The 23,133-nt window shown below is 65.3% G+C and carries 20 protein-coding genes; 10 read left to right on the top strand and 10 right to left on the bottom strand.

The features are described 5' to 3' along the window. Positions 1-4 precede the first annotated feature (4 nt). On the bottom strand, positions 5-1,117 hold the full coding sequence (gene ribA / locus AB8841_RS27765; RefSeq protein ID WP_370439392.1) for a GTP cyclohydrolase II RibA: 1,113 nt from the start codon (positions 1,115-1,117) through the stop codon (positions 5-7). A 223-nt stretch (positions 1,118-1,340) separates the two neighbouring features. Here ribA and AB8841_RS27770 point away from each other — a divergent pair, with 223 nt between their 5' ends. Next, positions 1,341-2,315, top strand: a complete 975-nt coding sequence (locus tag AB8841_RS27770; protein ID WP_370438960.1) for a hypothetical protein — start codon at positions 1,341-1,343, stop codon at positions 2,313-2,315. Here the strand turns inward: AB8841_RS27770 and AB8841_RS27775 are convergent. Next, the gene (locus AB8841_RS27775) at positions 2,278-3,237 is read right to left on the bottom strand and encodes a DMT family transporter (protein ID WP_370438961.1); all 960 of its coding nucleotides are present in this window, start codon (positions 3,235-3,237) and stop codon (positions 2,278-2,280) included. The two genes, AB8841_RS27770 and AB8841_RS27775, sit on opposite strands and share 38 nt — an antisense overlap. A 225-nt stretch (positions 3,238-3,462) precedes the next feature. Here AB8841_RS27775 and AB8841_RS27780 point away from each other — a divergent pair, with 225 nt between their 5' ends. Further along, positions 3,463-3,735, top strand: a complete 273-nt coding sequence (locus AB8841_RS27780; RefSeq protein ID WP_370438962.1) for a hypothetical protein — start codon at positions 3,463-3,465, stop codon at positions 3,733-3,735. 159 nt (positions 3,736-3,894) lie between these two features. On the opposite strand, the gene AB8841_RS27785 is transcribed toward AB8841_RS27780, so the two are convergent. Beyond that, positions 3,895-5,673, bottom strand: a complete 1,779-nt coding sequence (locus AB8841_RS27785) for an SLC13 family permease (protein WP_370438963.1) — start codon at positions 5,671-5,673, stop codon at positions 3,895-3,897. A 64-nt stretch (positions 5,674-5,737) separates the two neighbouring features. Further along, positions 5,738-6,202, bottom strand: coding sequence for a CAP domain-containing protein (locus tag AB8841_RS27790; protein WP_370438964.1), 465 nt, complete (start codon positions 6,200-6,202; stop codon positions 5,738-5,740). A 156-nt stretch (positions 6,203-6,358) separates the two neighbouring features. On the opposite strand from AB8841_RS27790, the gene AB8841_RS27795 reads away from it, so the two are divergent. Together AB8841_RS27795 and recQ are read left to right on the top strand one after the other, a co-directional pair. Then, the gene (locus AB8841_RS27795; protein WP_370438965.1) at positions 6,359-7,627 is read left to right on the top strand and encodes an NAD(P)/FAD-dependent oxidoreductase; all 1,269 of its coding nucleotides are present in this window, start codon (positions 6,359-6,361) and stop codon (positions 7,625-7,627) included. Then, on the top strand, positions 7,624-9,426 hold the full coding sequence (recQ, locus tag AB8841_RS27800; protein ID WP_370438966.1) for a DNA helicase RecQ: 1,803 nt from the start codon (positions 7,624-7,626) through the stop codon (positions 9,424-9,426). Before AB8841_RS27795 ends, recQ begins: the two co-directional genes overlap by 4 nt. Before the next feature lie 73 nt (positions 9,427-9,499). On the opposite strand, the gene AB8841_RS27805 is transcribed toward recQ, so the two are convergent. After that, on the bottom strand, positions 9,500-10,645 hold the full coding sequence (locus tag AB8841_RS27805) for a Gfo/Idh/MocA family protein (protein WP_370438967.1): 1,146 nt from the start codon (positions 10,643-10,645) through the stop codon (positions 9,500-9,502). 101 nt (positions 10,646-10,746) lie between these two features. Between AB8841_RS27805 and AB8841_RS27810 the strand changes: the two genes are divergently transcribed. Beyond that, positions 10,747-11,112 (top strand): hypothetical protein, encoded by a 366-nt coding sequence (locus AB8841_RS27810; protein ID WP_370438968.1) that lies wholly within the window; start codon positions 10,747-10,749, stop codon positions 11,110-11,112. Here the strand turns inward: AB8841_RS27810 and AB8841_RS27815 are convergent. From AB8841_RS27815 to AB8841_RS27825, 3 genes are all read right to left on the bottom strand, one after another. Then, positions 11,109-11,903 carry an ATP-binding cassette domain-containing protein gene (locus AB8841_RS27815; protein WP_370438969.1) on the bottom strand — a complete coding sequence of 265 codons (795 nt, stop codon included), beginning with the start codon at positions 11,901-11,903 and terminating at the stop codon, positions 11,109-11,111. The genes AB8841_RS27810 and AB8841_RS27815 overlap by 4 nt on opposite strands. Beyond that, positions 11,903-13,045, bottom strand: a complete 1,143-nt coding sequence (locus tag AB8841_RS27820; protein WP_370438970.1) for an ABC transporter permease — start codon at positions 13,043-13,045, stop codon at positions 11,903-11,905. The genes AB8841_RS27815 and AB8841_RS27820 overlap by 1 nt, the downstream gene beginning before the upstream one ends. 77 nt (positions 13,046-13,122) lie before the next feature. Further along, the gene (locus AB8841_RS27825; protein ID WP_370438971.1) at positions 13,123-14,064 is read right to left on the bottom strand and encodes a sugar ABC transporter substrate-binding protein; all 942 of its coding nucleotides are present in this window, start codon (positions 14,062-14,064) and stop codon (positions 13,123-13,125) included. 286 nt (positions 14,065-14,350) lie between these two features. On the opposite strand from AB8841_RS27825, the gene AB8841_RS27830 reads away from it, so the two are divergent. Next, entirely contained in the window at positions 14,351-15,193 is an 843-nt protein-coding gene (locus tag AB8841_RS27830; RefSeq protein WP_370438972.1) for a MurR/RpiR family transcriptional regulator, read from the top strand. A 231-nt stretch (positions 15,194-15,424) separates the two neighbouring features. On the opposite strand, the gene iolG is transcribed toward AB8841_RS27830, so the two are convergent. After that, positions 15,425-16,414 (bottom strand): inositol 2-dehydrogenase, encoded by a 990-nt coding sequence (gene iolG, locus AB8841_RS27835; protein WP_370438973.1) that lies wholly within the window; start codon positions 16,412-16,414, stop codon positions 15,425-15,427. Between the two features lie 159 nt (positions 16,415-16,573). Between iolG and iolC the strand changes: the two genes are divergently transcribed. From iolC to iolB, 4 genes are all read left to right on the top strand, one after another. Then, complete coding sequence (gene iolC / locus AB8841_RS27840) at positions 16,574-18,487, top strand: 5-dehydro-2-deoxygluconokinase (protein WP_370438974.1); 1,914 nt, start codon at positions 16,574-16,576, stop codon at positions 18,485-18,487. A gap of 216 nt (positions 18,488-18,703) precedes the next feature. Continuing rightward, on the top strand, positions 18,704-20,551 hold the full coding sequence (gene iolD / locus AB8841_RS27845; protein WP_370438975.1) for a 3D-(3,5/4)-trihydroxycyclohexane-1,2-dione acylhydrolase (decyclizing): 1,848 nt from the start codon (positions 18,704-18,706) through the stop codon (positions 20,549-20,551). A 23-nt stretch (positions 20,552-20,574) separates the two neighbouring features. Then, complete coding sequence (gene iolE / locus AB8841_RS27850; RefSeq protein WP_370438976.1) at positions 20,575-21,459, top strand: myo-inosose-2 dehydratase; 885 nt, start codon at positions 20,575-20,577, stop codon at positions 21,457-21,459. 12 nt (positions 21,460-21,471) lie between these two features. Then, complete coding sequence (gene iolB / locus AB8841_RS27855) at positions 21,472-22,269, top strand: 5-deoxy-glucuronate isomerase (protein ID WP_370438977.1); 798 nt, start codon at positions 21,472-21,474, stop codon at positions 22,267-22,269. 407 nt (positions 22,270-22,676) lie between these two features. On the opposite strand, the gene AB8841_RS27860 is transcribed toward iolB, so the two are convergent. Beyond that, positions 22,677-23,111, bottom strand: a complete 435-nt coding sequence (locus AB8841_RS27860) for a PilZ domain-containing protein (protein ID WP_370438978.1) — start codon at positions 23,109-23,111, stop codon at positions 22,677-22,679. Positions 23,112-23,133 lie beyond the last annotated feature (22 nt).

Consider the following 23,133-nt stretch of genomic DNA (forward strand, 5'->3'; position numbering starts at 1 on the left):
CCGGTCAGTCCTTGTTGGAACAGGCGAGCAGCCCTTCGAGATCGATGTAATGGCCCGCGCGATCCCGCTTGGCCGCGAGGTAACTCACATTCTCCGCCGTCGGACGGCCGAGCACGCGGTGGTCCGAGATCACCCGAAGGCCCGCTTCGGAGAGCGCCCGGATCTTCTCCGGGTTATTGGTCATCAGCCGCACCGCGTTCACACCGAGCTTCTTCAGCATGACGGCGGCAAAATCGAAGCGACGCTGGTCGGCCTCGAAGCCGAGGACCTCGTCGGCCTCGTAGGTATCGTAGCCCTGGGACTGAAGCTTGTACGCCCGGATCTTGTTGGCGATGCCGTTTCCGCGCCCCTCCTGATCGAGATAAAGCAGGACCCCGCCTTCGTTCTCGGCCATGAACCGCACGGTTTCGCGCAATTGATCGCCGCAATCGCATTTGAGGCTGCCGAACAGGTCCCCGGTCAGGCAGGCGGAATGGAGCCGCACGGTCACGGGCTTCGAGAGATCCGGCTTTCCGACGATGATCGCCACCTGATCCCGCAGGCCCTCGCCGCCCCGGAAGACGACGAATTCACTGGTGGGAGCCCCTTCGAGCGGCACGGGGGCACGGCTGACGATCGCAAGGTCGGCCGCCTTGGCCCGGCGATAATCGCGGACGGCCGCGCCCGAAACCCGGACCAGAGACCGATCGATCTCGATCCCGGCCGAGAGGGGCACCACGATCACCGGGGGCAGGACCAGGGACAGGCGGGCGAGTTCCAGCGCCTCCTCGTCCAGAGCGTCGGTCGGACGAACCGGCGCATCGATTCGTCCTTCGAGGCTGAGGGCGAGGGTCTCGATCCGCTTCCGCTCGACGACGGGCAGGGCGACGCGTCCGGGCATATCCCGCTCGAGCCCCAACCGGCGCAGGCGGGCCGCCGGAAGGACCAGGTGGGCATGGCCACCGGCCAGGGCCTCGATCTCCGCGCCGCGGCCCTCGTCCAGATCCTCGACCCCGACCACGAGCGCGCTGCCCTCAGGGCCATCGATCACGACCGGCCGGGCGCTGCGGAACTCCATGATCGCCCGCTCGACGGAGGCTGTCGCGGGGTTGTCTGACAGGCTTAAAACGAGACGCATCATCGCTGAACTCTGGGAAGGCCCTTTTCGTGACGGGGGTCAGGATCAACCGGCCGTCCAAAGCCAAGCTGATATTTCCGGGCACCTTATCACAGGCGTCCCATGAACCCTAACCCTGCAGATAGGATGGCTGATATGCTCTATCAACAGCCCGCTCGACGGGGGCTGTCAGCCGGGCTATCTGTGCGACGTTTTCGGCTTGGACCCTTTTCGAGACGGTTTGATGGCGCGCACATTCCTTTCCCGGCTTTTCGCTCTTGGCCTCGCTCTCGGCCTGCTGGGCCTCGTCCCAACGGCCCAGGCCGCCAGCCTCGATGGCTTGTCCGTCAAGGTGACGAACACCAGCGAGCCGGTGCTCTGCGCGGAAAAGGACAACGTCGCCGTCAACTTCGCTTCGCCCGAGGTGAAGAGCTTCCGGATCGAGGCCGTGCACCCGGCCTATATGGGCAGTCTTCGCCAGGACCGTTGGGAACCGGATTGGACGGCCTGCGAGGATATTTCCGAAGAGACCTCCGCGAAGCCGCATCCTGTGATGCACATCCTCTACGAGGACGGGAATCTGCGCATCATGGGGCTCACCTTCAGCGAGTTCTGGCGCCCCACCGACGTCACGGTCACCATCGGCGACAAGGTGTCCCGCAACGTCCACCTGCTTCAGCTCCTGAAGAAGCACAAGGGCAAGGCGGAGGAGGTCATCGCCATGTATCCGGGCGACGGCTATTGGCGGATCAAGCCGCTGCCGCCGCAGCATCTCGATTGGACGGCCTACGGTTCGTCCTTCATCGTCGGCCCGGTGGAATTCGATCAGCGCCCCGTGGCGAACCTGAAGGACGTCGCCTTCGACCCCGAGACCATGCGCTTCACCCTCACCCTCGCCAAGGGCGGCAAGGCTCAGGTCGCGATCGCTAATCTCAACGAAGAGCGCATGACCCTCGACGTGAGCTTCGATCAGGCGGTTTCGGGCGTGCCTTTCGCGACGTTGCGCTCCATGTACGTGACCGAGTTCAACGCGGATGTGGCGCGCATCGCGGTGCGCGAGGAAAAGGCCCGCTCCTGGCGGGAGGACATGATCATGACCTTCCAGGATGCCATGGCGACCGACGCATGGATGGGACGCCTCGTTCCCTCACGTCACAATACGAGCGCGCCGGACATGATGTTCAACCATTTCCGCGCGGAGCCGGCTCCCTCGCGCTGAGCATGCGACCGATCGCGGCCCATGGCCGCCCGTCGATCAGCATGAGACCCGCCGCGATCAGCGCCATGCCCGCCGCGTGGCGCCACTCCAGGGTCTCGCCCAGGATCAGCACGCCGAAGAGAATGGCGCTGACCGGAATGAGAAACGTTACGAGGCCCACATTCGTGGCGCCCGCTCGTGCGAGCAGGCGGAAGAAGATAAGATAGGCGAAAGCCGTCGAGACCAGCGCAAGCGACAGAATGGACAAAACGGTCGCCGTGCTCGGCATGGGCAATGTCCAGGGCCGGTCGACGACGAGGCTGATGGGCAGAAGAATGCAGCTCGAGGCCGTCACCTGCCCTGCGGCCGCGACCAGCGGGGCGATCCCCAAAGTCTTGAAACGACGCCCGAACACACCCGAGAAACCGTATGAGAGAGCCGCCGCGAGGACCGCGAGCTGCGCCAGCACATTGGCGTTCAGGGACGTGAACGCGGCGGCCCCGATCATGACGGCGACGCCGAGAAAGCCGACCACGACTCCGCCCAGGCGTGTCCCCGTCAGCCGTTCGTCATTCGTGAGGTAATGCGCCACGATGACGGTGAAGAGCGGCGTCGTGGCATTGAGAATCGATGCCAGACCGCTCGCGATATGGCCCTGCCCCCAGACGATCAGGCTGAAGGGTATGACATTGTTGAGAATTCCCATTCCAAAGAAGGCGGCCCATGCCCGACGCTCCCGCGGCAGATGCATGCCCATGACCCGCAGCACGACCTGCAGCGCGAGAGCCGCGAGCAGCACCCGCAGGGCCACGATGGTCAGCGGCGGCAGCTCCTTGACCGCGACGCCGACGAACAGGAACGAGCCTCCCCAGATGATGGAGAGGAGCCCGAGCAGCGCCCAATCCGAGGCCGCGATGGTTTTTTGAACAGGTGCCTGAGGCATGAGCCGTTTTCCGGATGAGAATGCTCTCTCATGCCATGACACGAGATGCTCCGCGACCCGATTCCTGTGATGGTATCCATCCGCCCTTCCAGTGGTCCATCCCTGCGCAGGTTGGAAGGCGGCAAGATTTGATTTACGAAAGATGTGGGTTGTTCGCGGTCTTTACCGCTCGTTCATGCCTTCGGTGGAGTTTAGGGGCATCACGCGTCCCTGGAAGCCTCAGGCATGAACCCGCAGACCTCGCACCACTCGCCCTACAGCGCCGGCGATCATCGCTATGGCCAGACGCGCGCCCAGGTGCGATCGAGCTTCTGCATCATGCCCCATACGCCGCACCCCGAGCGCAATGCCAGCTTCATCTTCGGCCGCTCGGATTCGCGCATCCGCCCGCTGCTTAACCAGGCGGAAAGGAACCGGCTGCATTGCTGGTCCATGATCATCGCCCTCGCGTCCGCCGCCGGCGGCACGACCCTGCTCCTGACCGCCATCCTCCGCTGAGAGCCCTTGGGGCGTCATGGGGCGGATCGGAACCGGTTCTCCACACCGAACCACCCTCTCCAGCATCGGACGTGACATCGAACCCGCATCCGATGCTGTAAGACACTGCCGGCGGGCATCTTTCCACGCAAGACCGGGGCGATTTTTTCGCACGATGCGCTAGCGGAGCGGCCAGAAGACCATGATGAGCGGCGTTCCCACGACGACGACGATGATGGAGAGCGGCAGCCCGAGCCGCCAGTAATCACCGAAGCGATAGCCGCCCGGCCCCATCACGAGGGTGTTGCACTGGTGCCCGATGGGGGTGAGGAAATCGCAGGCCGCCCCGATGGCGACCGCCATCAGGAAAGCGTCGGGCCTGAAACCGAGCTGCTTTGCAAAGCTCGCCGCGATGGGCGCCATCACGAGCACGGTCGCTGCATTGTTGAGGAACGGCGTCACCGCCATGGCGGCGATCATGATGAGCACGAGCGCTCCGGTCGGGGGCAGCATGTGCGCCACCGACGACAGCCAGCCCGCGATCAGATCCGTGCCGCCGGTGGTGCGAATGGATTCGCTGACCGGGATGAGGGCTCCGAGCATGACGATGATCGGCCACTCGATGGTCTCGTAGACCTCGCGCAGCGTGAGCGAGCCGAAGAGGACGAGGAGAACGCCCGCGCCGAAGAAGGCAATCGAAACAGGCAACACGTTGAAGGCGACGAGAGCCATCGTGGCGCCCAGGATGGCGACGGGCAGGACGCTGCGGCGGGCGTTGCCGAGGCGGATTTCGCGCTCGGCAAGAGGGAGACACCCGAGGTCGCGCAGCGTATCCGGAAGCTTCTTGAGGTTGCCTTGGAGCACCAGCACGTCGCCGGCCCGCAAGGTGATGGTCCGCAGCCGCTCCTTGAACCGCTCGCCGCTGCGGCTCACCGCGATCAGATTCACGCCGAAGCGCTCATAAAGGCCGATCCGCTCGGCGGACAGGCCGCCGAGCGCCGAGTTCGGCCCGACGATCGCCTCGATCACGCCGATCTCATCCGTCGCCTCTTCGATGACCGGCAGGCGATGCTCCCGGCTGAGCTTGAGACCGGCCCGGGCCACGGCGCTTTCCAGCGCCTCGGACTCCCCCTCCAGCATGAGAAGATCGTTCTCGCGGAGCGTCACGTCCGGCAACGGACTGGAGCTGCGGGTTTCGCGGCGGATGATGGCGGCCACCTTCACCTCGCCGTTGGCGAGCTTGTGAAGATCGGCGACCGTCTGGCCCACCACATCGGATTCCGCGGTGACCCGTGCCTCGGTCACGTAGTCCTTGATGTTGAGCGCCTCGTCCAGGGACGCAGCGCCTTTCCGGCCTTTCGGCAGAAGGCGGTAGCCGAAGGCGAGAAAGGCCACGCCCGCCACCGCGATCCCGATGCCGACCGGCGTGAAGTCGAACATGCCGAAGGGCTCGCCCAGCAATTCGCCGCGCACGCGGGACACGATGATGTTGGGCGATGTTCCCACGAGCGTGACGATGCCGCCCAGGAGAGACCCGAAGGCCATGGGCATCAGAAAGCTGGAAGGCAGCGTGTTGGTCCGGCGTGCGATCTGGAACGCGACGGGGATCATCATCGCCAATGCGCCGATATTCTTCACGAATGCGGACAGGACCGTCACCGAGGCGACCAGCACGACGACCTGGCTCTGCTCGCTGCGCAGGTAAGGCGCCGCCCGGTTGAGCGCGACCTCGAGCACACCCGACTTCGCCACCGCCGCGCTGACCAGAAGAGCGCTCGCGACGATGATGACGATATCGTCGCTGAACCCCGAGAAGGCCTGATTGGCCGGCACGATTCCGACGAGCACCGCAACCAGAAGCGACATCACGGCGACGAGGTCGTATCGGAAACGCCCCCAGACGAAGAGCGCCATCATCCCGGCGACGATGGCGAAGGACAGCATTTGCGGATGGGTCATGGGGGATACGTGAATGAGGGAACCGTCCCTCTAACGCGCGAGCAACCTTCTTTGTGCCCTTTCCTCACTGCCCGAGGACGAGAGCCCAATAGCGGCCATAGCGGTTGTTGGCGTCCGCACGGGCAAGGCCGATCTTGCGGGCCTCGGGCATCAGCAGGTTGACGTTGTGGCCGGGCGAGGCCTTCCAGCGGCCGATGGCGCCGTCGACCGAATCGGAGCCTGCCGAAAGGTTCTCGGCCGCATAGCCCATGATCCCGAACTTATCCATGCGGCTGGCGAAATTGCCGTGACTGAGACTGCCGGCGGCAGCCACCACGCGGGCCTGGTATTCCGCCGCCTCGTTGAGCCTCGAATCCACGGTCACCGGACTCAGGCCCCTGGAGACGCGATAGGCGGAAATGAGTCTCGCGGCTGCGGCCGCATCGTTTGTGGAGCTGGCGAGAACCTTATCGCCGCCCATGAGCGACGTGTCGCCGGCGCAGCCCGCAAGCGCCAGGGCCAGCAGAACGCAAAACGAAAGAACACGCATCGATATTCCCCCTTGAGGCGGCTTGAGGCGCCGCTCCTCTTGAAAAAAGATCCTGTGGCGGTCATGTGCAGGGCGACGGCCCGATGCGTTGAATGCCATGCTGCAGCGCGAGGGTCCAGACGGTTTCCCATCCCCCTTTCCGCGTCAGCTGACCGCATGCCCCCCTCCTCCTCCATATCCCGGGCCGCCATCGTGGGCGGAGGTCCCGCCGGCCTCATCGCGGCGGAAGCCCTTGCAGGCGCCGGCGTTTCCGTGACCGTCTACGATCGGATGCCTTCCGTCGGACGCAAGCTCCTCATGGCGGGCCGGGGCGGACTGAACCTCACCCATTCCGAGGACCTGGAGCGATTCGTCACCCGCTATGCCGAAGCCAAGCCGGTTCTGAAACCTCTGATCGAGGCGTTCGGCCCCCAGGACCTGAGGGCCTGGTGCGAGGGCCTTGGCCAGGACACCTTCGTGGGCTCGAGCGGGCGGGTCTTCCCGAAGGCCTTCAAGGCCTCGCCCCTGCTCCGCGCCTGGCTGGCGCGCCTGGAGGGTCTCGGCGTGCGCTTCGCCCTGCGCCACACGTGGCGGGGCTGGGACCCGGAAGGCGCCCTCGTCTTCACGACTCCCGATGGCGAAACGGTGAGGGCCCGGCCCGACGTCACGATTCTCGCCCTGGGAGGGGCCAGCTGGCCGAGGCTCGGCTCCGACGGTTCCTGGACGGACCTCCTCCGGGAGAAGACGATCGCCATAGCCCCCCTGCGCCCGGCCAATATGGGGTTCACCCTCCCCTGGTCCGACATCATGCGCCGGTTCGAGGGCGAGCCCTTGAAGCGCATCGCCCTGACCTTCGAGGGCGTGACCGTGAAGGGCGAAGCGCTCGTCACGGCTGACGGCATCGAGGGCGGCGCCGTCTATGCCCTCTCGGGGCGCCTGCGCAACGCCGTCGAGCGGCAGGGCAGCGCCCAATTACTGCTCGATCTTCGGCCCGATCTTTCCCTCGATGACCTGACGAAGCGCCTGAGCGCCCCCCGCAAGGGGCAATCGGCCTCCACGTTCCTGAGGAAGGCAGCCGGTTTGAGCCCGCTCGCCGTCGCCCTGCTGCGCGAATCGACGCCCGAGCTTCCTATGGCGCCTGCGGCCCTCGCCCGCCTCATCAAGGCCCTGCCGCTCACGCTGACGGGTACGAAATCCCTGGAACGGGCCATTTCCACAGCAGGCGGGATTCCTTTCAGCGAGGTGGACGACCGCCTCATGCTCAAGCGCCTGCCCGGCGTCTTCGTGGCCGGCGAGATGCTGGATTGGGAGGCTCCGACCGGCGGCTACCTGCTCCAGGCCACCTTCGCGACGGGGCTCGCCGCCGCCCGGGGCGCCCTGATGTTCCTTCGGATTCCCGATGCCGCATTGACCTTGGGACCATCCTCGGCCACACGGCAATCGTGATCGACCCGCGCAAGATTCTCCAAGACGTTTTCGGCTTCCCCTCCTTCCGCGAAGGACAGGAGGAGATCGTGCGCGCCGTGCTGGCGGGCGAGGACGTGCTCGCCATCATGCCGACCGGAGCGGGCAAGTCCCTGTGCTACCAGCTCCCGACGCTGGCCCGCCAAGGCCTGACCGTCGTGGTCTCGCCGCTGATCGCCCTCATGCGCGATCAGGTGGCGGCGCTGCGCCATTTCGGCGTCGAGGCCGGAAGCCTCAACTCCGCCAACGACCAGGAGGAGAACCGCCGCGTGGTCGATGCGGTGCGCGACGGGCGCATGCGGGTTCTCTACGCCTCTCCCGAACGCCTGGCGAACACGGGCACCACCGAGTGGCTGGGGCGCTCCGGCGTGAACCTGCTCGCCATCGACGAGGCTCATTGCGTCTCGCAATGGGGGCACGATTTCCGCCCCGAATACGCGATGCTCGGCGAGGTCCGCCGGCGTCTCGGCAATGTGCAGACCATCGCGCTCACCGCCACCGCCGACGTCGCGACACGCGGCGACATCATGTACCGCCTGTTCGAAGAGGAGCCGCGCCTCTTCATCCATGGCTTCGACCGACCGAACCTCAGGCTCGCCATGCAGGCGAAGGAGCATGCGCGGCGCCAGCTCTTCTCGTTTCTCGACAAGCACCGGCACGAAAGCGGCATCGTCTATTGCTCGTCCCGCGATGCCACGGAGCGGCTCGCCGATTCCTTGAGCCAGGCGGGCTACCGGGCGCTTCCCTATCATGCCGGCATGCATCAGGCCGAGCGGGCCAAGAACCAGGACATCTTCCTGCAGGAGGACGGCGTCGTCATGGTCGCCACCGTCGCCTTCGGCATGGGCATCGACAAGCCGGACGTGCGCTTCGTCGCCCATGCGGCCCTGCCGAAATCCATCGAGGCCTATTACCAGGAGATCGGACGCGCCGGCCGCGACGGAGCGCCCGCCGACACGCTGACCCTCTACGGTCTCGACGACATGCGCCTGCGCCGGCTGCAGATCGAGCAGAGCGATGCGGCGGGCGAGCAGAAGCGGGTCGAACTCCAGCGGCTCAATGCGCTCGTGGCCCTGTGCGAAGCGCCCCGTTGCCGGCGCCAGACCCTGCTCGCCTATTTCGGCGAGACCACCGAGCCCTGCGGCAATTGCGATCTGTGCATCGACGGCGTCATGTCCTTCGACGGTACCATCGAGGCCCAGAAGCTTCTCTCGGCCATCGTGCGCACCGGCGAACGCTTCGGCACGGAACATCTCATCAACATTCTCGTGGGCGAGGGAACCGAGGCCGTCCTCCGCTTCGGTCACGACAAGCTGAAAACCTTCGGCGTCGGCAAGGACCGCTCGAAGAACGAGTGGCGCTCTCTCCTGCGACAGATCTATGCCGCCGGACTCGTGAGCCTGGAGCTTGCCGAATACGGCCGCTGGACGCTGACGGACAAGGGAGTTGCCGTTCTCAAGGGTCAGGAGCGGATCGAGCTTCGCTCGGACGTGCTCGTGAAGCCCGCCGACCGGCGCCGCCGCCGCTCGCGCATCGAGGCGGAGACCGCCGTGCCCTCCGACGACCCGCTGCTCCTCGATCTCAAGGCCCTGCGGACACGCCTCGCCAAGGAAGAGGGCGTTCCGGCCTACGTGATCTTCTCCGACCGCAGCCTCATCGACATGGCGGCCAAGCGTCCGACCACTGCCTTCGGCTTCGGCGAGGTCCATGGCGTCGGTCAGGCCAAGCTCGACCGCTATGCGGATGCGTTTCTCGAGGTTCTGAAGTCGCACGCGGCTTGAGAAATCCTCCCGTCGTGGCCGGACATGTTCCGGCCATCCACGTCTATATGGCTCCGAGAGTCCAAGATGTGGATCACCGGGACGAGCCCGGTGATGACGATGATGCTTCAGTCTCCACCCAGCGTCCCTCACGGGCGCTCTTCGCCATGGCGTCGACCGTGCGTTCGATGCCGATGCCGTCCTCGAACTCGATCAGATGGGCGCTCTCTCCGGCGATGCGCCGCATCAGCTCGCGGCATTCGATGATCTTCAGGTCGTTGAAGCCGAGGCCGTGTCCGGGCGCGGGAATGAACCTGTCGTAGGGCGGGTGCTGCGGCCCGGCCAGGATGGTGCGAAACCCTCGTGTCTCCTTCGGGCCGTCGGCCGTATAGAGCTGCACCTCGTTCATGCGCTCCTGGTCGTACGCGATGGTGCCCTTGGAGCCGAAAAGCTGGAGCGCGATGCGGCCCTTGCGGCCCCAGGCGGAACGGTTGACGGCGAGGAATCCCGACGCGCCGTTCTCCATCTCCATCAGCACGGTCGCGATGTCGTAGGTCTCGACGGCACGGCGTCCACCGCCTTGCACGGGACGATCCGCATAGGGCTTCGCCATGTGGCCGCACACGCGCCGCACGCCCCCGAGAAGCGTCAGGAGGAGGCTCAAAGGATGGACGGCGAAATCGTCGAGCGCGCCATGGCCCGACGAAGCCTCGCTCTTCCAATAGAAGAGGTCCTCGGGATCGGCCATGAAGTCCTCGTCCATTTCGAGGCGCACATGGTTCACGTCACCGATCCGCCCCTCGTCGAGGATGCGGCGGATCAGACGCATGACCGGGTTCTGGATGTAGTTGTAGCCCAGCGCCGCGACCTTGCCGGAAGCCCGCGCCGCTCTGAGCATGCGCTCCGCATCGTCCAGCCTCACGGCCATCGGCTTCTCGCACCACACGTGCTTTCCGGCCTCCAGCGCCGCGATCGCCATGTCCGGATGGAAGGCGTTGGGCGTGGTGATCGACACCACGTCGATTGCGGGATCGCTCACGAGCGCGCGCCAGTCGCCGGTCGCACGCTCGAAGCCGAGTTCGCGCGCTTTTGTCTCGGCGAGATCCTGCGAAGCCTCCGCCAGCATCACGAGATGCGGGCGAGGAACATCACCGAAGACCGGCGCGACGGAGTTCCAGGCCAGGGCATGGCACTTGCCCATATAGCCCGTGCCGATAAGGCCGACCTTGAGTGAACTCATAGTGATCTCCCTTGAGAACTGTGTCGAGAGTTGCAGGTGGCATGGTTTTTCAATAGTAATGATATTACGCTAACTTTCGTTAGTTGGAGGATCGGTGATCCATGCAGGATGAAACCAAGCGGGATTTGGATTTTTCGCCGGAGGAATGGTCGATTATTGTCGGCTTCTCCTCCTGGCGCGGAACTGCGGGAAACCGGCTCGGCTGGTATGCGTCCGCCCTGGGCGCGGTTGTCACCCTTGGTGCCTACGGTGCCTGGAAGGGCGACATCATCGCCGTCGGCTTGGCCTTCATTTGCCTGCCGGCCTATGTGCTTTGGCTCTCTATCGGCCAACTCCGTGGTATCCAGATTTATCAATCGATCTTCAGCAAGATCGTCGCTTTCAAAGAGCCTTCGGAACCGTCGCCCGCTCTCGAAGACTCTCCTGATGCAGGTCTTCCGTTACCCGCTCACCAGAGTAGTCCCTAAACCATCCCGCCGAGCTCCTCCGACACGGCCTGCAATTCCTTGCCGCCGGCCATGAGGTTCTGCAATTGGTCGATGGCGATTGCGGATTTGGCGTAGGTGCCGAGCGTCTTGCCGCGATTGAGCACCGTGAAGCGGTCGCCCACCGCATAGGCGTGGCGCACGTTGTGCGTGATGAAGATGACGCCGAGGCCCTTTTGGCGCACCTGATGGATGTATTTGAGGACCATCGAGGTCTGCGCCACGCCGAGCGCCGAGGTCGGCTCGTCGAGGATCAGCACCTTGGCGCCGAAATAAACCGCGCGGGCGATCGCCACACATTGCCGCTCGCCGCCGGAGAGCGTGCCGACGGCCTGATGCGGATCACGCACATCGATGCCGATCTTGCACATTTCCTCGCGGGTGACCGCGTCGCAACGGTCGAAATCCACGAAGCGGAAGGGAAAGACGCCTTTGACGGGTTCGCGCCCCATGAAGAAATTGCGTGTGACCGACATGAGCGGAATCATGGCCAAGTCCTGATAGACCGTGGCGATGCCTGCATCGAGCGCATCGCGTGGGCTGCCGAAGGCGACATGCTGCCCCTCCACCAGGAACTCGCCCGAGGTCGGCTTGTGAACTCCGGACAGGGTCTTGATGAGAGTGGACTTGCCGGCGCCGTTGTCGCCGAGCAGGCACATCACCTCGCCGCGATTGACCGTGAGCGATACGCCCGAGAGCGCGATCACGGAGCCGAAATGCTTGACGAGGTTGCGGATGTCGATCAGCGGGACGTTCGTGGCGGCCGTATCCATCAGCGCTCTCCCGTCACCTTGCGGCGGATGAAGTTGTTGAAGAGAACCGCCAGCAGCAGCATGGCGCCCAGGAAGACCTGGAACCAGTCCGAGTCGAAGCGGGTATAGGTGAGGCCGATCGACACCATGCCGAAGATGATGGCACCGAAGAAGGCCCCGATGGCCGAGCCGTAGCCGCCGGTGAGCAGGCAGCCGCCGATCACCGCCGCGATGATCGCCTCGAATTCCTTCTGGAAGCCGCGCCGCGCATCGGTCGAGCCTGCGTCGAGCACGGTCAGGATGGCGACAAGAGCCGCCGCGCAGGCGGTGAGCATGAAGAGGCCGGTCTTCACGCGGTCGACCGGAACGCCCGAGTTGCGGGCCGCGTTGGCGTCGCCGCCCGCCGCGAAGATCCAGTTGCCGGCCCGCGTGCGCAGCAGGATCCAGGTAGCGACGAGCGCGAATCCGATGAACCAGAGAATGGAGACCGGAACGCCCGTCACGGTCGGAGTCCCGTTCGGAAATTTCGCGATGAGGTCGTGTGCGGCAAGCCACGCGAACAGGCCCTCGAGCGCGCTCCCCGAAAAGATCTCGCGGACCCAGTCCTCGTTTTCCGACGCGACGATGCCGCGCATCTGCGTGGATCCGCCGGTCGCCCATTTGAGCCCGACGAGGGACAGGCCGCGCAGGATGAACAGGAAGGCCAGCGTGACGATGAAGGAGGGCAGCCGCGTGCGAATGACGATCTGCCCGTTCAGGCCGCCGAGAACGGCCGCCACCGCGAAGGTGGCCGCGATCGCCAGGAGAAGCGGCCATCCGGTCAGCGTGATGAAGGATCCGAAGACAAGGCCCGTGAAGGCCACCATGGAGCCGATGGAGAGATCGAACTCGCCGCCAATCATGAGCAGCGCCGCCGCGATGGCGAGAATGCCGAGCTGCGAAGCCGGCGAGAGAATGTTCATCACGCCCGCGAGCGAGAACATCGAGGCATCGGCGGTGGAGAGAAAGAAGATCGCGACCAGGATCAGGCCCGCCAGGGCACCGAGCTCCGGACGGCGCATGATCTTCGTGAGAAGGGAAACCTCCTTCAGGCGCTCGTCCTGGATCTGCTTGATGGCAGGAGCCGGCGAGATGTCGGCGGTCGGGTGGGTGGTGTCCACCATGGAAGCCTCCCCTTTCAAGAAAACCGTCTGAAAAGAAGAAGCCCGCGAGCAATTGCGATCGCGGGCTTCGACGAGGTTCAGCGAATTCCCTTCGCCGACAGGTCGATCACCTGATTGGCCTTTTCCTTCGTGATCAGGTTCGGGCCGGACGCTACGTTGCCGCCGGGCATCAGGCCGTATTTCGCGTTGAGCGCGAGGAACGTCACGGGCAGATAGCCCTGCAGGAACTGCTGCTGATCGATGGCGAACACAGCCTCGCCCGCGGCCACCGCCTTGAGGAAGCCGGCGGAGAGATCGAAGGTTGCGACGCGCACGGCGCCCGCCTTGCCGGCGTCCTTCACGGCCGCGACGCTCGGCTCGCCCGCCGTTCCGGCGCCGAGGGCCAGGACCGTGTCGATGGAGCCGTCGGCCGCGAGCGCCGCCTTCACCTTGGCGCGCACGTCGGTCGGGTCGTTCGAGACCGGCAGCACCGTGACCTTGCCGCCGAAGCCTTCCGTGAAGCCTTTGCAGCGCAGATCGAGCGAGACGTTGCCGACCTCCTGGTTGACGCAGATTCCGACCTTGCCGCCCATTTCCTTGAGCTTGGCGCCGGCGATGCGTCCGGCCTCGACCTCGTCCTGCCCCACATGGAGCATCGCCCCGAGCTTCTTCGACACGTCCGAGCCGGAATTCATGGAGATCACCGGAATGCCGGCCGCGACGGCCTTCTGAATCGACGGGCCGAGCGCGGAGGCGTCGGGAATCGAGACGACCAGGCCCGCGGGCTTCTGGTTCACGGCCGCATCGATGAGCTGGCTCATGGCGACCATGTCGAAGGTTTCGGGCGCGCGATAATCGACCTGGACATTCATGTCCTTGCCGGCTTCGGCGACGCCGTTCTTGACCACCGACCAGAACGGGTCATTGGCCTGGCCGTGGCTGACGACGATGATGCGATTGTTCTGCTGAGCGGACACGGGGACCGCGGCGGCGACGGTCAAGGCTGCGGCTGCAACGAGACCGGTAACGAACGACTTCATGTGTTTCCTCCCCAAAAGGGTTCCCATTCGCGCGCCGCAACCGGAGATGCCGGTTACGGCGAAGGCAGCGGCCATCATGCCGTGCACAAGTTCGCAGAGGATCACCCCATGACTCGGAGACCGAATCACCCTCTTCTATGTCGTTTCCTCTGCCGCTCCAGTCGTCCATTTCAATGGAACGCCGGAGCCTTTTTGGTTATACAGTGGAATATTCATTCCATTTCTCAGTGAACAGTGTCAAGGTCCGACTTGAACCAGAGTAGCACGTATGGAGACCGAGAAAAGCATGATGGAGGCTGATGCCGCTACGGAAGCACCTGGCGATTACGAAGGTTTGCGGGCGCTGCTGGTCAGCCGCCGCGAAACGATGCCGAAGCGGCTCAAGCAACTGGCCGCCTTCGCCATGGACCATCCCGAGGAGGTCGCTTTCGGCACGGTCGCGGGCATTGCCGAGCGTGCGGGCGTGCAGCCTTCGACCCTCGTGCGCTTCGCCAAGAGCCTCGGCTATGACGGCTTCTCTCACCTGCAGCAGATCTTTCGCGGCCGCCTGAGGGAGCGCTTCCCCGATTATCGTGAGCGGCTGAAAGTGCTGCGCGATCTGGAAGGCGACCACGTCCACGCCGTTTCCCTGCTGGAAGGGTTCACCAGCGCGGCGGCGATCTCCCTCGAGAAGATGCGCGACTCGGTGCGTCCGGAGGAGCTCTCCCGCGCCATCGAAACCCTCGCCAAGGCCGACACGATCTATCTGCTGGGCGCCCGCCGGGTGTTTCCCATCGCGGCCTATTGCGCCTATGCCTTCAGCAAGCTCGGCATCCGCACCATTCTGATCGACCATGTGGGGCAGCTCGGCCCCGAGCAATTGGGCACGGCGACGGTGCGCGACGCGGTTCTCGCCATAAGCTTCACGCCCTATGCACCGGCGACAGCCGATCTCACGGCCGTGGCCGCCCGCGGCAATATCCCCGTGGTGGCGATCACGGATTCCGCCTTCAGTCCGCTGGTGGCGAGCGCCGATGTCTGGCTTGAGGTGGCGGAGGCCGATTTCGGCGCCTTCCGCTCCCTCTCCGCCTCCTTCGCCCTCGCCATGGCGCTCGCCGTCGGCACGGCGGAGAAGCGTGCGGAACGATAACCGGCACGTCGTCCCGGCCATCGAGAGCCGGGAGCACGCAACGGCGATGGCGCGCGAGTGCTGGCGGTGTCATCCCCGCCCGTCTTATCGTCCCCGCGCAGGCGGGGATCCATATCGGCTGACGGTTCAGGAAGAGCGCGGCGATTGCCACGCACTTCCTTCTGCAGCGTCAGCGATCATGGATCCCGGGCGCCGCTGCGCGGCCCCGGGATGACGATGCCTTCGTTCGCGTCAGAGCCTCACGGGCTTCCCGCTCCGCGCGGATTCCGTCGCCGCGTCCGCCAGGCGCTGGGCCATGAGGCCGTCGCGTCCGGTCGGATTGCAGGGCCTGCCGTCGCGGATCGCGTTCAGGAACGTGGCGAGCTCGTCGCGATAGGCCTCCGCGTAGCGCTCCAGGAAGAAATCCTGAACCGGATCGGCCGTGACGCCGGCGGCATTCGCGACTTCCACCGTCGTGCGATGGATGTTGCCCGCGCGGATCATGCCTTTCGACCCATGCACCTCGATGCGCTGGTCGTAGCCGTACGTGGCACGGCGGGAGTTGGAGATCTGCACGATGCGGCCCTTGGCGGTCTTGAGCATGACGGCCGCCGTGTCCACGTCGCCGGCCTCGCCGATGGCCGGGTCCACGAGGGACGAGCCAATGGCGTGCACCTCCACGGGCTCGTCGCCGAGCAGAAGGAAGCGCGCCATGTCGAGATCATGGATCATCATGTCCCGGAACAGGCCGCCGGACGTCTTGATGTAGCTTACCGGCGGTGGGCCGGGATCGCGCGACAGGATCGTCACGAGTTCCACCTCGCCGACCTCGCCGTCCGCCAGGCGGCGGCGCAGGGCTGCGAAATTGGGATCGAAGCGACGGTTGAATCCGATCATCAGCGGAATGCCCGCCTTCTCGACGGCGGTAAGACAGGTCTCGATGCGGTCGCTCGAAAGGTCGACGGGCTTCTCGCAGAACACGGCCTTGCCGGCCCTGGCGCCGCGCTCGATGAGATCCGCATGCGTCGTGGTCGGCGTGCAGATGAGAATGGCGTCCACGTCGGAACGCTCGACGATCTCGTCGAGGGCCGAGACGTCCGCGCCCGTTGCGTCCGCGAGCTCCTGCGCGGAAGGGGCATGCGGATCGGCGACCGCCACGAGGCGAGCGTCGGGATGGCTGGCGGCATTGCGCCCGTGAATGCGGCCGATGCGGCCGGCGCCGAGAACGGCGATCCTGATCATGTGTCCCCCGGTGTCCTTTGCCGGCTATCGGCAAATTTGGAATTGATATTCCGACATGAGATGCTAATAGAATAAACGTTCTACAACTGCAAGGGCCGCAAGGGCCAGAACGCAGCCCTGATCGGGTCTTCGCCAAGAGACCGTCCCCGGAGGAATACCATGAAGCCGACCCTGGATGTGATCACCATCGGCCGCGCCTCGGTCGATCTTTATGGTCAGCAGGTCGGCGGCCGGTTGGAAGACATGGCCTCCTTCTCGAAGGCCGTCGGCGGATGCCCGGCGAACATCGCCATCGGCACGGCGCGTCTCGGGCTGAAATCGGGCCTGATCACCCGCGTGGGCGACGAGGCCATGGGCCGCTTCATCCGTGAACAGATGGAGCGCGAAGGGGTCTCGACCCGAGGCATCGTCACCGATGACGCGCGTCTGACGGCCCTCGTGCTTCTCGGCGTCCGGGACGAGGATTCCTTCCCGCTCATCTTCTATCGCGACAACTGCGCCGACATGGCGCTGACCGAGGACGACATCGACGAAGCCTTCGTGGCCTCCGCCGCCGCGATCGTCGTCACCGGCACGCATTTCTCGCGGGAAGGCACGGCCGCCGCGCAAAAGAAGGCGATCCGCATCGCCAAGGCGAACGGCCGCAAGGTGGTGTTCGACGTGGACTACCGGCCCAATCTCTGGGGCCTGCTCGGCCACGGCGCGGGGGAGTCTCGTTACGTGCGTTCCGATGCGGTCACCGAGGACCTCAAGCCCATCCTGGCCGATTGCGACCTCATCGTCGGCACGGAGGAAGAGCTGCACATCGCGGGCGGATCGGAAGACACGCTCGAGGCCATCCGGGCGATCCGGGCGATCTCCAAAGCGACGGTCGTCTGCAAGCGCGGACCGATGGGCTGCGTGGTCTTTCCGGGCGACATTCCGGCGTCTCTCGACGCCGGCGTGAAGGGTCCCGGCTTCCCGGTCGAGGTCTACAACGTGCTGGGAGCGGGCGACGCCTTCCTGTCCGGGTTCCTGCGGGGATGGCTGAAGGACGAGGTGCTCGAGACCTGCTGCGCCTATGCCAATGCGAGCGGCGCCTTCGCGGTCTCGCGGCTGCTCTGCTCGCCCGAGATCCCGACCTTCCCCGAACTGCAGCATTTCCTCGCGGAGGGCAGCCGCCACAAGGCGTTGCGCTTCGACGAGGCCATCAACCACATTCACTGGGCGACGACGCGCCGGCCCGGATCCGAGACGCTGATGGCTTTCGCCATTGACCACCGCATGCAGCTGGAGGCGCTGGCGAAAGACGTGGGCGCTCCCATCGAGCGCATTCCGGACTTCAAGGTGCTTGCCGTGCAGGCCGCCGCGAAGGTGGCGGACGGCCGTCCCGGCTTCGGCATGCTGATCGACGGCACTTACGGCCGCGAAGCCCTGTTCCGCGCCGCCGACCACCCGTTCTGGATCGGACGCCCCGTGGAGCTGCCGGGCTCGCGCCCGCTCGATTTCGAAGGCGGCGGCAGCATCGGCGCGAAGCTCGTGGAATGGCCGGTGGGCCATACCATCAAGTGCCTGTGCTTCTACCATCCGGACGACCCGCCGGAGCTGAAAGAGCGCCAGGAGCGCGAGCTGCTGCGCATCCATGACGCCGCGCGCCGCATCGGCCGCGAGCTCCTGGTCGAGATCATCGCGGGCAAGCACGGGCCGCTGAAGACCGATACGGTCGCCGGCATCGTCCAGCGCCTCTACCATCTCGGCATCAAGCCGGATTGGTGGAAGCTCGAGCCGCAGCAGGACGAGGCGGCCTGGCGCGCCATCGGCGAGGTGATCACGACGAACGACCCTTACTGCCGGGGCATCGTGCTGCTCGGCCTCGAAGCGCCGGAGGACGAATTGGAAGCCGCCTTCGCGGCCGCCGCCGCCGAGCCCTGGGTCAAGGGCTTCGCGGTCGGCCGGACCCTCTTCAGCGACGCCGCGCGCCGCTGGCTGAAGGGCGAGATCTCGGACGAGGCCGCCGTCGCCGACATGGCGGGCCGCTTCCAGCGTCTCGTCGACGCCTGGCAGCGCGTATCCAGCCAGGCGAAAGCCGCCTAGCGCATCGTGCGGAAAAGTGGACCCGGTTTTCCGCTCAAACGATGCGCTCATCCAAGGAGTGGAGCATCGGATTGATCCCAAAAGTGGGTCCACTTTTGGGTCCGATGCTCTAGGATGAAAGGCGAAGCCGATGATCGACTCCGCCCTCTTTTCATGAACCGCGAAACCTGAGAACGCTGCCGGCATCGATCCCGGCGCCCACCGAGAGAAACGCCCATGAGCACGATCCGCCTCACCATGGCGCAAGCCATCGCCCGGTTCCTCATCGCGCAGAAGACGGAGATCGACGGACAGGTCATGCCGCTGTTTGGCGGCGTCTGGGCCATCTTCGGCCACGGCAACGTCGCCGGCATGGGCGAGGCGCTGCATGGCGTGCGCGACAGGCTTCCCACCTTTCGGGCCCATAACGAGCAGGGCATGGCGCATGCGGCGATTGCCTTCGCGAAGGCCTCCCGCCGCCGCCGCATGATGGCCTGCACCACCTCCATCGGCCCGGGCGCGACCAACATGGTGACGGCCGCCGCCGTGGCGCATGTGAACCGCCTCCCCGTCCTGCTTCTGCCGGGCGACGTGTTCGCCAACCGCAAGCCCGACCCGGTCCTGCAGCAGATCGAGAACTTCTCGGACGGCACGGTGTCGGCCAACGACTGCTTCAGGCCGGTTTCGCGCTATTTCGACCGCATCTGGCGGCCCGAGCAGATCATCCCGGCGCTCCAGCGCGCCATGAGCGTGCTCACGGACCCGGCCGAGTGCGGACCGGTGACGCTCGCGCTCTGCCAGGACACGCAGGCCGAGGCCTACGATTATCCCGAGAGCTTCTTTGCCGAGAAAATCTGGACGCCGCGCCGCATCCGCCCCGATGTTGCGGAACTCGCGGAAGCGGCCGCTCTCATCCGCAACGCGAAGAAGCCGTTCGTCGTGGCAGGCGGCGGCGTGCTCTATTCCGACGCCGAAAAGGCGCTCGCGGATTTCGCGTCGAAGCATGGTCTCTTCGTCGGCGAGACGCAGGCCGGCAAGTCGAGCCTTCCTCACGACCATCAGGCCAATCTCGGCTCCGTGGGCGTCACCGGCACGAAAGCCGCCAATGCCCTCGCCGAGGACGCGGATGTGGTCATCGCCGTGGGCACGCGCCTGCAGGACTTCACCACCGGCTCCTGGGCCCTGTTCAAGAATCCGGAGCGGCGCATCGTGGGCCTGAACGTCCAGGCTTTCGACGCCACGAAGCACAATGCGCTGCCGCTCGTCGGCGATGCGCGCGCGGGCCTCGAAGAACTGAGCCGCGCGCTCGGTGAGTGGAAGGCGCCGGAGGCGTGGAGCGCAAAGGGCCGCGAGGAAAAGGCCCGCTGGTTCGAGATCGCGGCGCGCTTCACGGATCCGACGAACGCGGAGCTGCCCTCGGACGCTCAGGTGATCGGCGCGGTGCAGCGCAGCTCGTCTGCGACCGACGTGGTGGTCTGCGCAGCGGGCGGCCTTCCGGGAGAATTGCACAAGCATTGGAAGGCCAGCACCGCGCTCGGCTACCACATGGAATACGGCTATTCCTGCATGGGCTACGAGATCGCGGGCGGCGTCGGCGTGAAGATGGCGGATCCCTCCCGCGAGGTGATCGTCATGGTGGGCGACGGCTCCTACCTCATGATGAATTCCGAGCTCGCCACATCCGTGATGCTGGGACTGAAACTCATTGTGGTGCTGCTGGACAACCGCGGCTATGGCTGCATCAACCGCCTGCAGCGCGCCACCGGCGGCGAGAGCTTCAACAACCTGCTTCAGCACACGAACCATGTCGCCCTGCCCGAGATCGACTTCGCGGCTCATGCGGCCAGCCTCGGCGCGCGATCGCTGAAGGTGAAGAGCATCGCCGAACTGGAAGATGCGCTCAAACAGGCACGCACGGCCGACCGCAGCACGGTGATCGTCATCGATACCGACCCGCTCCTCTCCACCGACGAGGGCGGCCATTGGTGGGATGTGGCGGTGCCGGAAGTCTCGTCACGCGAGCAGGTGAAGACGGCCCGCAAGACTTATGAAACAGCCCTTGCCGCGCAGCGCGTGGGCGACTGATCAAAAAAGAAGGATAACGACAGATGACGATCCGGATCGGGGCGAACCCCATCGGCTGGTCCAACGACGATATGCTCGAACTCGGCGGCGAGACTCCGTTGGAGGTCTGCCTCGCCGAAGCCAGGGAGGCCGGCTTCGAGGGCATGGAGCTCGGCAACAAATTTCCGCGCGAGCCGGAAGCGCTTAAAAACGCGCTCGCGCCCTTCGGACTCGCCTGCGTGTCCGGCTGGTATTCCGCCGAGCTCCTCAGGCGCGGCGCCGATGCGGAGATGGAGGCGTTGCGTCCGCATCTCGATCTTCTCAAGAGCATGGGCTCGAACGTGCTCGTCTTCGCCGAGACGTCGAACGCCATTCACGGCGACCGCTCCAAGCCCCTCTCGCAGCGTCCCGTCATGCAGGAAGGCGACTGGGCCGAGTTCGGCCGCCGCATCACGCAGGTGGCGGAGCGGACGCTGCAGGAAGGAGTGCGCGTGGTCTATCACCATCACATGGGCACCATCGTGGAATCGGAGGCCGATATCGACGCCTTCATGCGCTCCACGGGCGAGGCCGTCCATCTGCTGCTCGATACGGGCCACGCCACCTGGGGCGGCGCCGACCCGGCGGCGCTGGCGCGCCGCTATCGCAGCCGCATCAGCCACGTGCACACGAAGGACGTCCGCAAGGCCGTGATGGAGACGTCTCGGGCGGAGGGCTGGAGCTTCCTCGATTCCGTCATCGAGGGCGTTTACACGGTGCCTGGCGACGGCATGGTGGATTTCGTCTCCGTGTTCAAGGAACTGCCAGGCTATAGCGGCTGGGTCGTGATCGAAGCCGAGCAGGATCCGAAGAAGGCCCATCCGCTCACCTATGCCAAGATGGGTTATGCCAATCTCACCCGCTTCCTCAAGGAAGCCGGCCTGCGATAAGGAAGGCTCGCGATGTCAAAGCTTCTCGTCAAGCCGTCGAAGCCCGATGCGAACGGGCGCATTCACTCCATCACTCCGGCCTCCGCCGGCTGGACCTATGTGGGGTTCGAGGTCTACCGGCTCGAAAGCGGGCAGAGCCTCAAAGCGCCGACGGGGGACCGGGAAGCCTGCATCGTCATGCTCTCGGGCAAGGCGCATGTGGGAGCGGCAGGCCAGGATTTCGGCGTGATCGGCGGGCGCTCCTCGCCGTTCGAGCCGGATCCGTGGTCGCTCTACGCGCCCGCCCGCTCCGAATGGTCGCTCAAGGCCGAAACGGATTGCGAGATCGCCGTCTGCACCGCGCCGGCCGAGGGCCGATTGCCGGCGCGCGTGATCCGTCCCGACCAGGTCGGACAGGAGACGCGCGGCAAGGGAACCAACACGCGTCACGTGCGCAACATCCTGCCCGAAACCGAGCCTGCGGAAAGCCTGCTGGTGGTGGAGGTGATCACGCCGTCCGGACACTGGTCGAGCTATCCGCCCCACAAGCACGACCGGGATAGGTTGCCGCACGAGTCTCTGCTGGAGGAGACCTACTACCATCGCCTCAATCCGCCGACCGGCTTCGCGCTGCAGCGCGTCTATACCGACGACCGCTCGCTCGACGAGACGCTGGCGGCGAGCGACGGCGACGTGGTTCTGGTGCCCGAGGGCTACCACCCCGTGGGCGCGCCGCACGGGTACGAGCTCTATTACCTGAACGTGATGGCAGGCCCCAAGCGGATCTGGAAATTCCACAACGATCCCGATCACGAATGGATGGTGGCATAGAGCATCGGACGTGAAAAGTGGATCCCACTTTTGGATCGATTCGATGCTTCCACTAGAGCCTTTTCCATGAACTTCGGTTCACGGAAAAGGCATTTGTTGTTTGAGAAAGACGCCTTTTCTTCGCAAAACCGGCATCCACTTTTGCGGAAAAGGCTCTAGAGGACAGCGCATCGTTCCTGCGAAAAACCGGGTCCACTTTTCTGCACGATGCGCTCGAGCGTTTTTCGGCGAAGGGAATCCGGTTCGCCACCCGAAAGCGCGGCACCGCATGAGACGAATGCCACTTCCACGCACATGGGATCGGCAGGCAGGCAGCGGGCGTCTTGAGCGAGTTCGGATTTCGGCATCCGTCGCCCGCGCCTCATGCGCGGGCAATACCGGTTGGCTCGGAAGACCGTGCCCACTCTTCAGCGTGCGACTTCGACCTTTAGGGTGATCGCATCTGCCGGAATGTCGAGAAGCTCCGCGATTTGCCGGCGGGCTTCCTCCAGAATGGCCGATACGCCCGGCGCGTCCTGGGCGAGAGGCGGGAATCTGCCGCCGTCCTGCCTGTGGGCAGGCGCGCCTTCAGTCGGTTTGTCCCCACTGTCCAGGAACATGATCCCGTGGGTTCGCCCGTCATACCAGATGATCTGGGCCCGCCGGGTGATCCTCTTTCTCGGGATCTGCAGTTCGAACTCCGCCGGGATCCTGACCGGTTGAGCGAAGACGAGGCGCGCGCCGGTCGAGGACAGATCCCTGATTGTGCAGTCCATGCGGGAAAGGCCGTTGTTGTAGACGATGCTACCCTCGAGGAGGGTTCTGGTCCGAGGGCTGGTGCGACGTTGCCCGGATGAAGTCATGAGTCCCCCTTGATCTTCCCAC

The organism is Microvirga sp. TS319, from assembly GCF_041276405.1.
Lineage (GTDB): Bacteria > Pseudomonadota > Alphaproteobacteria > Rhizobiales > Beijerinckiaceae > Microvirga.

What these genes read in the sequence shown, in the direction of transcription:
- ribA (WP_370439392.1), bottom strand. Translation starts at nt 1,117, where the DNA reads ATGCGTCTCGTTTTAAGCCTGTCAGACAACCCCGCGACAGCCTCCGTC.
- AB8841_RS27770 (WP_370438960.1), top strand. Translation starts at nt 1,341, where the DNA reads ATGGCGCGCACATTCCTTTCCCGGCTTTTCGCTCTTGGCCTCGCTCTC.
- AB8841_RS27775 (WP_370438961.1), bottom strand. Translation starts at nt 3,237, where the DNA reads ATGCCTCAGGCACCTGTTCAAAAAACCATCGCGGCCTCGGATTGGGCG.
- AB8841_RS27780 (WP_370438962.1), top strand. Translation starts at nt 3,463, where the DNA reads ATGAACCCGCAGACCTCGCACCACTCGCCCTACAGCGCCGGCGATCAT.
- AB8841_RS27785 (WP_370438963.1), bottom strand. Translation starts at nt 5,673, where the DNA reads ATGACCCATCCGCAAATGCTGTCCTTCGCCATCGTCGCCGGGATGATG.
- AB8841_RS27790 (WP_370438964.1), bottom strand. Translation starts at nt 6,202, where the DNA reads ATGCGTGTTCTTTCGTTTTGCGTTCTGCTGGCCCTGGCGCTTGCGGGC.
- AB8841_RS27795 (WP_370438965.1), top strand. Translation starts at nt 6,359, where the DNA reads ATGCCCCCCTCCTCCTCCATATCCCGGGCCGCCATCGTGGGCGGAGGT.
- AB8841_RS27805 (WP_370438967.1), bottom strand. Translation starts at nt 10,645, where the DNA reads ATGAGTTCACTCAAGGTCGGCCTTATCGGCACGGGCTATATGGGCAAG.
- AB8841_RS27810 (WP_370438968.1), top strand. Translation starts at nt 10,747, where the DNA reads ATGCAGGATGAAACCAAGCGGGATTTGGATTTTTCGCCGGAGGAATGG.
- AB8841_RS27815 (WP_370438969.1), bottom strand. Translation starts at nt 11,903, where the DNA reads ATGGATACGGCCGCCACGAACGTCCCGCTGATCGACATCCGCAACCTC.
- AB8841_RS27820 (WP_370438970.1), bottom strand. Translation starts at nt 13,045, where the DNA reads ATGGTGGACACCACCCACCCGACCGCCGACATCTCGCCGGCTCCTGCC.
- AB8841_RS27825 (WP_370438971.1), bottom strand. Translation starts at nt 14,064, where the DNA reads ATGAAGTCGTTCGTTACCGGTCTCGTTGCAGCCGCAGCCTTGACCGTC.
- AB8841_RS27830 (WP_370438972.1), top strand. Translation starts at nt 14,351, where the DNA reads ATGATGGAGGCTGATGCCGCTACGGAAGCACCTGGCGATTACGAAGGT.
- iolG (WP_370438973.1), bottom strand. Translation starts at nt 16,414, where the DNA reads ATGATCAGGATCGCCGTTCTCGGCGCCGGCCGCATCGGCCGCATTCAC.
- iolC (WP_370438974.1), top strand. Translation starts at nt 16,574, where the DNA reads ATGAAGCCGACCCTGGATGTGATCACCATCGGCCGCGCCTCGGTCGAT.
- iolD (WP_370438975.1), top strand. Translation starts at nt 18,704, where the DNA reads ATGAGCACGATCCGCCTCACCATGGCGCAAGCCATCGCCCGGTTCCTC.
- iolE (WP_370438976.1), top strand. Translation starts at nt 20,575, where the DNA reads ATGACGATCCGGATCGGGGCGAACCCCATCGGCTGGTCCAACGACGAT.
- iolB (WP_370438977.1), top strand. Translation starts at nt 21,472, where the DNA reads ATGTCAAAGCTTCTCGTCAAGCCGTCGAAGCCCGATGCGAACGGGCGC.
- AB8841_RS27860 (WP_370438978.1), bottom strand. Translation starts at nt 23,111, where the DNA reads ATGACTTCATCCGGGCAACGTCGCACCAGCCCTCGGACCAGAACCCTC.